The following is an 11,856-nucleotide window of genomic DNA, read 5'->3' on the forward strand; positions in this document are numbered from 1 at the left end:
CGCGTGCGGGCGCGCCCCGGTAAAGGAGGCTCCAAGCCCGGTGCAGGCGGGCACAGACCCCGGTGCCGGGCAGCGATGAGTGTGGCTCCGGCCCCGGCGCAGCCGGACGGTGCGGGGCGCCCCGCCAGGCGAGGCGCCCCGCGGCCGTCAGATGCGGCCCAGGACCTGACCCAGGAGTTCGCCCATGCGGGTGGCGCTGTCGCGGCCCGCCTGGAGGACCTCCTCGTGGTTGAGGGGCTCACCCGTCATGCCCGCGGCGAGGTTCGTGACCAGGGAGATGCCGAGCACCTCCGCACCCGCCTCGCGCGCGGCGATCGCCTCGAGGACGGTGGACATGCCGACCAGGTCCGCACCGATCGTGCGGGCCATGCGGATCTCCGCCGGCGTCTCGTAGTGCGGGCCGGGGAACTGCGCGTACACGCCCTCTTCGAGGCTCGGGTCGATCTCCTTGCAGAGCGCCCGCAGCCGCGGCGAGTACAGGTCCGTCAGGTCGACGAAGTTCGCGCCCACGATCGGCGACGTCGCCGTGAGGTTCAGGTGGTCGCTGATCAGCACCGGCTGACCGGGCCGCATGCCCTCGCGCAGACCACCGCAGCCGTTGGTGAGCACGATGGTCTTGCAGCCGGCGGCCACGGCGGTGCGGACACCGTGCGCGACGGCGGCCACGCCACGGCCCTCGTAGTAGTGGGTGCGGCCCAGGAAGACCAGGGCGCGCTTGTCGCCGACCTTGAAGGAGCGGATGCGACCGCCGTGGCCCGCCACCGCCGGCGGCGGGAAGCCGGGCAGCTCGGTGACCGGGAACTCGGCCTCGGGGGTGCCGAGCGCGTCGACGGCCGGCGCCCAGCCGGAGCCCATCACGAGGGCGACGTCGTGGGTCTCGGCGCCCGTCAGCTCGCGCAGGCGCGCGGCGGCGGCGTCGGCGGCGGCGTACGGGTCGCCCTGGATGTCGTCCGGAATAACTGAAGCGTTCACGTCGATGAGAGTAGCCGCTCGCGCCCTACGCGCGTAGATGACGATGCTCACGGGATTTCGATCGTTGTCTTGTCGTTTCCGACGAGACCCCTCAGCAGGGGCGCTTGCGGAGCTCCATCACGTAGTCGTGGGGGGCGCCCGCGGACTCCGCGGCGTCGGCCAGTTCGCCCAGGTAGCGGGCCGACGGGAGGCCGCCCTCGTAGCCGTTGAGGACGTACACCCACGCGGGTTCCTCGCCCTCCAGCGTGTGGACGCGCACCCGCATGCGCCGGTAGATGTCCATGCCGACGCCCTCCCAGCGGTCCATGGAGTCCTCGTCCATGGGGGCGATGTCGTAGAGGGTCACGAAGACCTGGGAGCGCGGGGCCTCGACGATGGTGGCGAGGGCGCCCTCCCATCCCATGTGCTCGCCGCCGAAGGTGAGCCGCCAGCCGTTCAGCCAGCCGGTCGCGCGCAGCGGCGAGTGCGGGGCGCGGCGTGACATGAGCCGCGGATCCAGATTGCCGGCGTACGCGGCGTAGAGCGACATGAGGTCGAGGGTACGACAGCAATCGGCTGTGCCTCTCCCGCGGCGGAAGGACCGCCCGGACGGGGGTCGTCGCACGGACGGAGGGCCCCGGCGCGTTGCTGTCTTGAAGCGTGCGGGACAATGGAGTACGTGACTCGGATCGTGATCATTGGTGGCGGACCCGGCGGATACGAGGCGGCCCTCGTGGCCGCCCAGCTCGGCGCGGAGGTGACCGTCGTCGACTGCGACGGTCTGGGCGGGGCGTCGGTGCTCACCGACTGCGTGCCGTCGAAGACTCTGATCGCGACGGCCGAGGTGATGACCAGCTTCGATTCGTCGTACGAGGAGCTCGGGATCATCGTCGCGGACGACACCCCGCACATCGACACCCCCGCGCGCGTGGTCGGTGTGGACCTGGGGAAGGTCAACCGCCGTGTGAAGCGCCTCGCGCTCGCGCAGTCCCACGACATCACCGCCTCCGTCACGCGTGCGGGCGCGCGCGTGCTGCGCGGCCGCGGCCGCCTGGAGGGGCAGCAGGACATCGACGGGTCGCGCAAGGTGATCGTGCGCGCCGCCGACGGGAGCGAGGAGACGCTCGTCGCCGACGCCGTGCTGATCGCCACCGGCGGTCACCCGCGCGAGGTGCCCGACGCCCAGCCCGACGGCGAGCGCATCCTGAACTGGACGCAGGTCTACGACCTCGACGAGCTGCCCGAGGAGCTCATCGTGGTCGGCTCCGGCGTCACCGGCGCCGAGTTCGCCGGCGCCTACCAGGCCCTGGGCTCCAAGGTCACGCTCGTCTCCAGCCGCGACCGCGTGCTGCCGGGCGAGGACCCGGACGCCGCCGCCGTCCTGGAGGACGTCTTCCGCCGCCGCGGCATGAACGTGATGTCCCGCTCCCGCGCCGCCTCCGCCAAGCGCGTCGGCGACCGGGTCGAGGTCACGCTCGCCGACGGACGCGTCATCTCCGGCACGCACTGCCTGATGGCCGTCGGCGCCATCCCGAACAGCAGCGGCATGGGCCTGGAGGAGGCCGGCGTCAAGCTGAAGGGCTCCGGGCACATCTGGACCGACAAGGTCTCCAGGACGTCCGCGCCGGGCGTGTACGCCGCCGGTGACGTCACCGGTGTGTTCGCGCTCGCATCCGTCGCCGCCATGCAGGGCCGCATCGCGATGTACCACTTCCTGGGCGACGCGGTCACGCCGCTGAACCTGAAGACCGTCTCGGCGAACGTCTTCACGGACCCGGAGATCGCGACCGTCGGCTACAGCCAGGCCGACGTCGACGCCGGGAAGATCGACGCCCGCGTCGTCAAGCTCCCGCTGCTGCGCAACCCGCGCGCGAAGATGCAGGGCATCCGCGACGGCTTCGTCAAGATCTTCTGCCGTCCCGGCACGGGCATCGTGGTCGGCGGTGTGGTCGTCGCACCGCGCGCTTCGGAACTGATCCATCCCATCTCGATCGCGGTCGACAACAATCTGACGGTCGAGCAGATCGCGAATGCGTTCACCGTGTACCCATCGCTTTCGGGGTCGATCGCCGAGGTGGCGCGTCAACTCCACACCCGGAAGGCCGCGGGCGAGGGCTGATCCCGGCAGCAGCGGGAATCAACTCTTCGCAGGTCACGCGCTGTTGCGACCCATTCGCGCGGCATAGGCCGGGGTAGTAGGCACCTATACCACTTCCCACCCTGCCGTGCGAACAACTTCTGTAATTCGGCGCAAACTGCTGAAAGCAGACGGTCGTTGGGGTTACTGTCAGTTTCGTGTTCGCTGCAGAACGTCGCCAATTGATCCTCGAAATGGTGCGGGCCAACGGAGCGGTATCGCTCCGCGAGCTCGCCCGCGTCGTCCAGACCTCCGAAGTGACCGTACGGCGGGACGTGCGCGCGCTGGAGGCAGAAGGACTCCTCGACCGCCGACATGGCGGTGCGGTATTGCCGGGCGGATTCACGCGGGAGTCCGGCTTTCCGCAGAAATCACATCTCGCGACCGCCGAGAAGACGGCCATCGCCGATCTCGCGGCGGGTCTCGTCGAAGAGGGCGAGGCCATCGTCGTCGGGGCGGGTACGACCACGCAGGAGCTGGCCCGACGGCTCGCGCGGGTGCCCGGCCTGACCGTCGTCACCAACTCCCTGCTGGTGGCGCAGGCGCTGGCCCATGCCAACCGGGTCGAAGTCGTCATGACGGGCGGCACCCTGCGCGGTTCGAACTACGCGCTGGTGGGCAGCGGGGCCGAGCAGTCCCTCCAGGGCCTGCGGGTGTCGCGCGCCTTCCTCTCCGGCAGTGGTCTGACCGCCGAGCGCGGCCTGTCCACGTCCAACATGCTCTCCGCGAGCGTGGACCGCGCGCTGGTCCAGGCGGCGGCCGAGGTCGTGGTCCTCGCCGACCACACCAAGCTCGGCACCGACACGATGTTCCAGACGGTGCCGACGGACGTCATCACCCGGCTGGTCACGGACGAGCCGCCCGCGCACGACGACCGGGCGGCCACGGAGCTGCAGGCCCTGGCCGACCAGGGCGTACAGATCGCGGTGGCGGGCGGCTCCACGGGCCCTAACGCCGGGCCCGGTGCCGAATCCGTCCCGGCGGGGCGCCAGCCGCGCCGGGACGTGCCCCTGCCGGGTCAGCGTCGCAACCACGGGGCGGGGCCCGGTCAGCAGCTGCGCAGCGCGCTCCTCGGGGAGCAGCCGCCCGGCGAGCGGGCCGCCCGGGTCGCGGATCTGCGCCGCCGCTGACCCCCGGCGGGGCCGGGACGGCCGCGGCGGGACGTGACGCACCGTGACGGCACGGCCGCCGGCGCGGGCGTCACGCCGCGGGCTGCCCGTCGGCCTTCAGGCCCCGCAAGGTCAGCGTGAGCAGCCGGTCGGCCAACTTCGGGTCGTCCGGGGTCTCTTCGGCCGCCAGCGAGATCGCGTTGGTGAGCTGGAGCAGATCGGAGATGGAGACGTCGGGGCGCACGGCCCCGGCGTCCTGCGCGCGGGCGAGCAGCGCCGAGCCCGCCTCGCGCATCGGCATGGAGCACTGCGCGAGCGCCGAACTGGCGTCGTGCGACGCCGACATGAGCGCGCTCGACAGGCCGCGGTACTCACCCGCATGAGTGACGATGGCACGCAGCCACGCCACCAGCGCCGCGCAGGGCTGCGGATCGTCCAGCAGCGCCCGCGAGCGCGCGAGCAGATCGCTCACCGCGTCCTCCCAGACCGCGCTCATCAGCGCGTGCCGGTTGGGGAAGTGCCGGTAGAGCGTGCCGATGCCGACGCCCGCGCGGCGCGCCACGTCCTCCAGGGACGCGCCCGTGCCGTGCTCGGCGAAGGCGGAGCGCGCCTCGGCGAGCAGCCGGTCGTAGTTGCGGCGGGCGTCGGCCCGCATGGTCCGCGCCGACTGTGCCCCCTGCTGCGGCGCTCTCGCCTGCTGGCCCGTGCCGGTCGTCATCCCCGCACCCTTCGTGAACGTACGCGTCCCTCAAGGATGCCACTGCCCGCGGGGCGCGACCGGCCGAGGTCAGGACGGCCGCCGGCCGAAGAAGGCGTCCAGCTCCGCCCGTGCCCTGCGCTCGCGGCGGTGCGGGGGCAGGGCGCCCCCGCGCAGGTTCCGGGTCAGCCACAGCACCAGCGGATACGTGACGCAGGTGCCGACGAGCGCGCCGCTCAGCACCCCGGTCGCCAGGTCCCCCATGATCATCAACTCACTCTCGTACGAAGCTTCTTGGTGGTGCGCGTGCCGCCGCTGCCGGCGCCGGGGCGGAAGCCGTCGCGGGCCGTGGCGATCATCGTGGCGCCGTTGTCCGGGACCACCGCGCCGTAGCCCAGCAGGCGCCAGCGCGTGTCGACGGCGTCGCTCTCGTAGTACGGCACCGGGCCCGCCGCGGACGGCACCAGGAGCGGCGCGGGATCCGCCGCGCAGCGGTGGCAGGCGGCGACCTCCTCGATGCCCTCCACGGCGACCGGGGGCGCCACGCGCGCGTGCCCGCGCTCGTGCAGCGGATTGAAGTAGCAGGGCGGGTCGGGCCGCAGCGGGCTCTCCGTCACGAGCGCCTCCAGGGCGCGCATCCCGATGCGGCCGAACTCCACGCCCGCGACGAGCTCCCCCAGCGCGTACGCGGCGTCGTACGCGGGGTCCGGGCTGCGCGGTCCCGCGTCGGCGGGGGCGAGCGCGGAGTGGATCACCGAGTTGCTCGCCTGGATCGACGCCGTGACCGCGAACGTGTTCAGTTCGCCGCGCAGCCGGGGCGACAGCGTGCAGGTGTGGCGCAGGGTGTCGCCCAGCGCGGACGCGTCGCCGAGCAGCCCGGCACGCTCCACGGCGTGCGGGCGCAGCGCCTCCGGATCGCCGCGCGGGTCCGGCAGCGGGGCGCGCCAGTCGGGCGCGGGCCGCGGCAGGGCGAAGGTGTAGGGGCGGCTCCTGCCGAGCGGCAGCCCCGTGAAGCGGCGCAGCAGCGCCACGGACAGGCTCGCGGCCAGGCCGAGGACGAGCCCCGCCTCGTAGCGCTCCCCGGTCCCCACGCCCGCCGCCAGCCAGCCGGCGCCGGTGACGGCGCCCGCGGCGGCGAGCAGGCAGATGACATCCCCCGTGCGTGTCACTGAAGTCCCCCCGTGGTCTTCGGTTCTACGTGGGAGGAGGACGCGGGGGGACGGGGGCCCGGTTGCGGGGCGCGCGGCCCGGCCGGTCATCGGCCCGGCCGGGTCCGTGCCCCCTGCGCCGCGGGGCACGAGGCGTGCCCCGGGAACGCCGCTGGGCCGGGCTGGATGCTCCAGCCCGGCCCAGCGGGACGTCGGCCGCCGCGCGGCGGCCGACGTGTCAGTCCTTGATCTCGCAGATGACCGCGCCCGAGGTCAGGCTCGCGCCGACCTCCGCGGCCAGGGCCTTGATCGTGCCCGAGCGGTGCGCGTTCAGGGGCTGTTCCATCTTCATGGCCTCCAGGACGACGATCAGGTCGCCCTCCTTGACCTCCTGGCCCTCCTCGACCGCGACCTTGACGATCGTGCCCTGCATGGGCGAGGCGAGGGTGTCGCCGGAGGCGGCCGGGCCGGACTTCTTGGCCGCGCGGCGCTTGGGACGGGCGCCGCCCGCCGCCGCGGTGCGCGCGATCGTCATGCCCAGCGAGGACGGCAGCGAGACCTCCAGGCGCTTGCCGCCGACCTCGACGACGACCGTCTCGCGGCCCGGCTCCTCGTCCGCATCGGCGTCCGCGGCGGGCGCGGCGAACGGCGGGATCTCATTGACGAACTCGGTCTCGATCCAGCGGGTGTGGACCGTGAACGGGTCGCTGGAGCCGGTCAGTTCGGGCGCGAACGCCGGGTCCTTCACGACGGCGCGGTGGAACGGGATGGCCGTGGCCATGCCCTCCACCGTGAACTCCGCGAGGGCGCGCGCGGCGCGCTGCAGCGCCTGCTCACGGGTGGCGCCGGTGACGATCAGCTTGGCCAGGAGCGAGTCCCAGGCCGGGCCGATGACCGAGCCGGCCTCGACGCCCGCGTCCAGGCGCACGCCCGGACCGGTGGGGGCGTCGAAGCGAGTGACCGTGCCGGGCGCGGGCAGGAAGTTGCGGCCCGGGTCCTCGCCGTTGATGCGGAACTCGAAGGAGTGACCCCGCAACTCCGGGTCGCCGTAGCCCAGTTCCTCGCCGTCGGCGATGCGGAACATCTCGCGGACCAGGTCGATCCCGGCGACCTCCTCGGTGACCGGGTGCTCCACCTGGAGACGGGTGTTGACCTCCAGGAAGGAGATCGTGCCGTCGACGCCGACGAGGAACTCGACGGTGCCCGCGCCGACGTAACCGGCCTCCTTGAGGATGGCCTTGGACGCCGAGTAGAGCTCCTCGACCTGCGCGTCCGAGAGGAACGGCGCCGGGGCCTCCTCGACGAGCTTCTGGTGGCGGCGCTGCAGCGAGCAGTCACGGGTCGAGACGACGACCACGTTGCCGTGCTGGTCCGCCAGGCACTGGGTCTCCACGTGCCGCGGCTTGTCGAGGTAGCGCTCGACGAAGCACTCGCCGCGGCCGAAGGCCGCCACGGCCTCGCGCACCGCGGAGTCGTACAGCTCCGGGACCTCTTCGAGGGTCCGGGCCACCTTCAGGCCGCGGCCGCCGCCGCCGAACGCCGCCTTGATGGCGATCGGCAGGCCGTGCTCCTCGGCGAAGGCGACGACCTCGTCGGCGCCGGAGACCGGGTCGGGCGTGCCCGCGACCAGCGGGGCGCCCGCGCGCTGCGCGATGTGGCGCGCGGCGACCTTGTCGCCCAGGTCGCGGATGGCGTGCGGCGGCGGGCCGATCCAGATCAGGCCCGCGTCCAGGACGGCCTGGGCGAACTCGGCGTTCTCCGAAAGGAAGCCGTAGCCCGGGTGGATCGCGTCCGCGCCCGAGTCCTTGGCCGCGGCCAGCACCTTGGAGATGTCCAGGTAGCTGGTGGCCGGAGTGTCACCGCCCAGGGCGAACGCCTCATCTGCCGCGCGGACGTGCAGAGCGTCCCGGTCCGGGTCTGCGTAGACGGCTACGCTCGCGATCCCTGCATCCCGGCATGCCCGAGCAACGCGGACAGCGATTTCGCCACGGTTGGCGATGAGCACCTTGCGCACGATGGCTCCCTCCTTGAAACAAGCCGAGTTTAGGGACTGCCGACACGGGCTTACGACCCGTCCCCAATAGTGAGCTTGCCCACACGGAGTGTGATTCGAGGCCGGCTGGGTCCGCGAAATCCCTTGTCGTACCACGGTACGCAGGGTCCTTCCCCGGCAGCGTAGCCCTCCGGTGTGGTCAAGGTCTCTGTGAGGCCGCGCTGCGGCGGGACGCCTTTCTTTGTGGAGTCCCTACGAATGGCCCAATGATTCTTTGCCTGCGACACAGCCCTTGTCCCGGGGTTTACCCGTTAGTAGCGTTCGCGATGGCTCGAACGTACTTGGGGTAACAGCAGCGGAAAGAGGGTGGGGCGCCGTGGCGCGCAGACCGGTGGCCTGGGTGGGCGCGATCGTTCTCGTCGCGGAGGCGATCGGCATCGCACTCCTCAACTGGTTCCTCGGCCTCGTCGTCGACAAGCAGGACATGTCGCTGGCGGGCCTGGATCCGCGCGCGATGACCGTGTCGACGTGGATCGCCGGCGCCCTGTTCGGCGGCTACCTCCTGCTGTGCGCCCTGGTCCTGGCCCGCACCGCGGCGCGCGACCGCGGCCCCGGCGGCTTCGGGCGCCTGCTCCTGATCAGCTGCGCCGTCGTGCACGGACTGCTCGGCGCCTTCTCCGTCGGCCTGGTGGGCTGGGCCGCGTTCGCCTTCATGATGGTCGTGCTCGGCCTGATCGTCCTCACGCTCGTGGCGTACGACAAGAAGCAGCGGCAGGACGAGGGCGAGGCCCGGCAGGACGGCGGCGCGGCCCGGGAGAACGGGGCGCCCGAGAACGGCACCCCGCAGCCCGCCTGAGCCGCCCGTACGGCCCCTCCGGCTACTTCTGCCACAACTCCGTGATGCCGACGCCCAGTTCGGCGAGCAGGCGGCGCAGCAGCGGCAGCGAGAGCCCGATCACGTTGCCGTGGTCGCCCTCGATGCCCTCGACGAAGGGCGCCGAGCGGCCGTCCAGGGTGAACGCGCCCGCGACGTGCAGCGGTTCGCCGCTCGCGACGTACGCGGCGATCTCCTCGTCGGAGGGGTCGCCGAAGCGGACCACGGTCGACGCCGTCGCCGAGGCGTACCGGCCCGAGACCGTGTCGTGGACGCAGTGGCCGGTCTGCAGGACGCCCGCGCGGCCGCGCATGTCCTTCCAGCGCGCGGTGGCCTCCTCGGCGTCGGCCGGCTTGCCGAGCGCCCGCCCGTCAAGCTCCAGGACCGAGTCGCAGCCGATCACCAGCGCGCCCTTGGCGTCCGGCCGCGCGGCCACCACGGACGCCTTGGCCTCGGCCAGGGCGAGGGCGAGCTCGGCGGGGGTGGGCGCGGACACCTTGTCCTCGTCGACGCCGCTGACGATCACCTCGGGGGCCAGACCGGCCTGGCGCAGCAGGCCGAGGCGCGCGGGGGACTGGGAGGCGAGGACGAGACGGCGGGGCTGATCACTCATGCGGTCAGCGTAGGCGCTCCGCGAGGGGCCGGGGGACCGGCCGGGGCACTCGGGCGGATGCCCGGCGCGCACGGCGGCGGACGCCCGGCGCGCGCCTCAGCGGATGGTCAGCACGAACATCGCCACGACCATGGCCAGGGCCAGGACGACTCCCGCGCGGCGCATCTTCGCCTGCATGTCCCGCATGTCCTTGGGAGGGTTGTCCTCCGGATCCGACCACAGCATGGACTCGATACTGCGGCCGGGGCGGCCGGGGCGCCTGAGTACGCGTACTCAGGTTCCCCGGCCCGACTCGCCCATGCCGGCGGTCCCGCCCGGTGCTATCCGGGCCAGTAGGTGCGGCTCCACGCCGTGGCGGAGGGCGCGGGCAGCCGATGGCGGGCCACCCGCGCGGGATCGGCCCAGGAGTCCGGCAGCGCGGGCGCGCCGGACGGCTGGTTCGCCACCGCCGCGGCGCGCGCCTGGACCACCGCCAGGGCGGCGGCGAGCTCCTCCGGGGTCGGGTTGCCCCGTACGACCTTGATCATGAGGGCTCCTAACGTGGTCGCGGCTTACAGGGGGATGTTGCCGTGCTTCTTCGGAGGCAGGGATTCCCGCTTCGTACGCAGCTGACGCAGGCCGCGCACCAGGTGGGACCGGGTCTCGGAAGGCATGATCACGGCGTCGATGTAGCCGCGCTCGGCCGCGGTGTAGGGGTTGAGCAGCGTGTCCTCGTACTCCTGGATGAGCTGCGCGCGGACCGCCTCGACGTCGTCGCCGGCCTCGGCGATCGTGCGGCGGTGCAGGATGTTCACCGCGCCCTGCGCGCCCATGACGGCGATCTGCGCGGTCGGCCAGGCGAGGTTGAGGTCGGCGCCCAGGTGCTTGGAGCCCATGACGTCGTACGCGCCGCCGAAGGCCTTGCGCGTGATGACCGTGATCAGCGGGACCGTGGCCTCCGCGTACGCGTAGATGAGCTTGGCGCCGCGGCGGATGATGCCCGTGTGCTCCTGCTCGACGCCCGGCAGGAAGCCGGGGACGTCGACGAAGGTGATGACCGGCACGTTGAAGGCGTCGCAGGTCCGCACGAAGCGGGCGGCCTTCTCGGAGGCGTCGATGTTCAGGCAGCCGGCGAACTGCGTGGGCTGGTTGGCGACGATGCCCACCGGGTGGCCCTCGATCCGGCCGAAGCCGGTGACGATGTTCGGCGCGAACAGCGGCTGCGTCTCGAAGAACTCCGCGTCGTCCAGGACGTGCTCGATCACGCCGTGCATGTCGTACGGCTGGTTCGCGCTGTCCGGGATGATCGTGTCCAGCTCCCGGTCCTCGTCGGTGAGTTCCAGGTCCGCCTCCTCGGGGAAGGCGGGCGGCTCGCTGAGGTTGTTCGAGGGCAGGTACGACAGGAGCGACTTGACGTACTCGATGGCGTCCTTCTCGTCGCCCGCCATGTGGTGGGCCACGCCCGACGTGGAGTTGTGGGTGCGGGCGCCGCCGAGCTCCTCGAAGCCGACGTCCTCGCCGGTGACCGTCTTGATGACGTCCGGGCCCGTGATGAACATGTGCGAGGTCTGGTCGACCATGACCGTGAAGTCGGTGATCGCGGGGGAGTAGACCGCGCCGCCCGCGCAGGGGCCGACGACCAGGGAGATCTGCGGGATCACGCCGGAGGCGTGGGTGTTGCGGCGGAAGATCTCGCCGTACATCCCGAGGGCCATGACGCCCTCCTGGATGCGGGCGCCGCCCGAGTCGTTGATGCCGACGACCGGGCAGCCGGTCTTCAGCGCGAAGTCCATGACCTTGACGATCTTCTGTCCGAAGACCTCGCCGAGCGCGCCGCCGAAGACGGTGAAGTCCTGCGAGAACACCGCGACCGGGCGGCCGTCGACCGTGCCGTATCCGGTCACCACGCCGTCGCCGTACGGCCGGTTCTTCTCCAGGCCGAAGTTGGTCGAGCGGTGCTGCGCGAACTCGTCGAACTCGACGAACGAGCCCTCGTCGAGGAGCAGTTCGAGCCGCTCGCGCGCCGTCAGCTTCCCTTTCGCGTGCTGCTTCTCGACCGCGCGGGCCGAGCCCGCGTGCTTGGCCTCCTCGATGCGGCGCTGGAGATCCGCGAGCTTTCCGGCGGTCGTGTGGATGTCGATCTCGGACATAGGGATGCGGCTCCCTGCCTGCTCAAAGGTGCGTACGACGGCTTACGGCCGGCTGCTGCGGCTGGCGGCCACGGCTGGCTACTGACCCGTAGCGTATCGGCGCCGATACCGTTCGGCAGTGCGGCGTTTACCACACCTAAGGTGGCTTGCATGACGCCGTCAGATGCTCAAGACAACCGCTGGTCCGACCTCGACCGGCCGCCGC

General features: G+C 72.2%; 13 protein-coding genes. 3 read left to right on the forward strand and 10 right to left on the reverse strand.

The window, feature by feature from the left end; translation table 11 throughout:
• Positions 1–147 precede the first annotated feature (147 nt).
• Both AOK22_RS27780 and AOK22_RS27785 read right to left on the reverse strand, forming a co-directional pair.
• Complete coding sequence (locus tag AOK22_RS27780) at positions 148–972, reverse strand: purine-nucleoside phosphorylase (protein WP_055701465.1); 825 nt, start codon at positions 970–972, stop codon at positions 148–150.
• Between the two features lie 91 nt (positions 973–1,063).
• Entirely contained in the window at positions 1,064–1,501 is a 438-nt protein-coding gene (locus AOK22_RS27785) for a gamma-glutamylcyclotransferase family protein (protein ID WP_055701466.1), read from the reverse strand.
• A 120-nt stretch (positions 1,502–1,621) separates the two neighbouring features.
• Between AOK22_RS27785 and AOK22_RS27790 the strand changes: the two genes are divergently transcribed.
• Positions 1,622–3,070, forward strand: coding sequence for an NAD(P)H-quinone dehydrogenase (locus AOK22_RS27790; RefSeq protein ID WP_055701467.1), 1,449 nt, complete (start codon positions 1,622–1,624; stop codon positions 3,068–3,070).
• Between the two features lie 176 nt (positions 3,071–3,246).
• Positions 3,247–4,218 carry a DeoR/GlpR family DNA-binding transcription regulator gene (locus tag AOK22_RS27795; RefSeq protein ID WP_079036863.1) on the forward strand — a complete coding sequence of 324 codons (972 nt, stop codon included), beginning with the start codon at positions 3,247–3,249 and terminating at the stop codon, positions 4,216–4,218.
• Between the two features lie 70 nt (positions 4,219–4,288).
• On the opposite strand, the gene AOK22_RS27800 is transcribed toward AOK22_RS27795, so the two are convergent.
• From AOK22_RS27800 to AOK22_RS27815, 4 genes are all read right to left on the reverse strand, one after another.
• On the reverse strand, positions 4,289–4,852 hold the full coding sequence (locus tag AOK22_RS27800) for a TetR/AcrR family transcriptional regulator (RefSeq protein ID WP_107102047.1): 564 nt from the start codon (positions 4,850–4,852) through the stop codon (positions 4,289–4,291).
• A gap of 132 nt (positions 4,853–4,984) precedes the next feature.
• On the reverse strand, positions 4,985–5,164 hold the full coding sequence (locus AOK22_RS27805; RefSeq protein WP_055701470.1) for a hypothetical protein: 180 nt from the start codon (positions 5,162–5,164) through the stop codon (positions 4,985–4,987).
• Positions 5,164–6,063, reverse strand: a complete 900-nt coding sequence (locus AOK22_RS27810; RefSeq protein ID WP_055701471.1) for a GumC domain-containing protein — start codon at positions 6,061–6,063, stop codon at positions 5,164–5,166. The genes AOK22_RS27805 and AOK22_RS27810 overlap by 1 nt, the downstream gene beginning before the upstream one ends.
• Before the next feature lie 217 nt (positions 6,064–6,280).
• Positions 6,281–8,056 (reverse strand): acetyl/propionyl/methylcrotonyl-CoA carboxylase subunit alpha, encoded by a 1,776-nt coding sequence (locus AOK22_RS27815; protein WP_055701472.1) that lies wholly within the window; start codon positions 8,054–8,056, stop codon positions 6,281–6,283.
• 355 nt (positions 8,057–8,411) lie between these two features.
• Here AOK22_RS27815 and AOK22_RS27820 point away from each other — a divergent pair, with 355 nt between their 5' ends.
• Positions 8,412–8,891 carry a hypothetical protein gene (locus tag AOK22_RS27820; RefSeq protein WP_079036864.1) on the forward strand — a complete coding sequence of 160 codons (480 nt, stop codon included), beginning with the start codon at positions 8,412–8,414 and terminating at the stop codon, positions 8,889–8,891.
• 22 nt (positions 8,892–8,913) lie between these two features.
• Here the strand turns inward: AOK22_RS27820 and AOK22_RS27825 are convergent, their stop codons facing one another.
• The 4 genes from AOK22_RS27825 to AOK22_RS27835 all read right to left on the reverse strand — a co-directional run bounded on the left by AOK22_RS27825 (position 8,914) and on the right by AOK22_RS27835 (position 11,651).
• Positions 8,914–9,522, reverse strand: coding sequence for a nucleoside triphosphate pyrophosphatase (locus AOK22_RS27825; protein WP_055701474.1), 609 nt, complete (start codon positions 9,520–9,522; stop codon positions 8,914–8,916).
• Between the two features lie 96 nt (positions 9,523–9,618).
• On the reverse strand, positions 9,619–9,747 hold the full coding sequence (mmpB, locus tag AOK22_RS43775; RefSeq protein ID WP_269086369.1) for a morphogenic membrane protein MmpB: 129 nt from the start codon (positions 9,745–9,747) through the stop codon (positions 9,619–9,621).
• Between the two features lie 95 nt (positions 9,748–9,842).
• Positions 9,843–10,049, reverse strand: coding sequence for an acyl-CoA carboxylase epsilon subunit (locus AOK22_RS27830; protein WP_055701475.1), 207 nt, complete (start codon positions 10,047–10,049; stop codon positions 9,843–9,845).
• Between the two features lie 24 nt (positions 10,050–10,073).
• Positions 10,074–11,651, reverse strand: coding sequence for an acyl-CoA carboxylase subunit beta (locus AOK22_RS27835; RefSeq protein WP_055701476.1), 1,578 nt, complete (start codon positions 11,649–11,651; stop codon positions 10,074–10,076).
• Between the last annotated feature and the right edge of the window lie 205 nt (positions 11,652–11,856).

Source organism: Streptomyces silaceus (assembly GCF_001419745.1).
Lineage (GTDB): Bacteria > Actinomycetota > Actinomycetes > Streptomycetales > Streptomycetaceae > Streptomyces > Streptomyces silaceus.

Coding starts and splice junctions, on each gene's coding strand:
- AOK22_RS27800 (WP_107102047.1), bottom strand. CDS start 4,852: ATGCGGGCCGACGCCCGCCGCAACTACGACCGGCTGCTCGCCGAGGCG.
- AOK22_RS27835 (WP_055701476.1), bottom strand. CDS start 11,651: ATGTCCGAGATCGACATCCACACGACCGCCGGAAAGCTCGCGGATCTC.
- AOK22_RS27785 (WP_055701466.1), bottom strand. CDS start 1,501: ATGTCGCTCTACGCCGCGTACGCCGGCAATCTGGATCCGCGGCTCATG.
- AOK22_RS27805 (WP_055701470.1), bottom strand. CDS start 5,164: ATGATCATGGGGGACCTGGCGACCGGGGTGCTGAGCGGCGCGCTCGTC.
- AOK22_RS27825 (WP_055701474.1), bottom strand. CDS start 9,522: ATGAGTGATCAGCCCCGCCGTCTCGTCCTCGCCTCCCAGTCCCCCGCG.
- mmpB (WP_269086369.1), bottom strand. CDS start 9,747: ATGCTGTGGTCGGATCCGGAGGACAACCCTCCCAAGGACATGCGGGAC.
- AOK22_RS27830 (WP_055701475.1), bottom strand. CDS start 10,049: ATGATCAAGGTCGTACGGGGCAACCCGACCCCGGAGGAGCTCGCCGCC.
- AOK22_RS27790 (WP_055701467.1), top strand. CDS start 1,622: ATGGAGTACGTGACTCGGATCGTGATCATTGGTGGCGGACCCGGCGGA.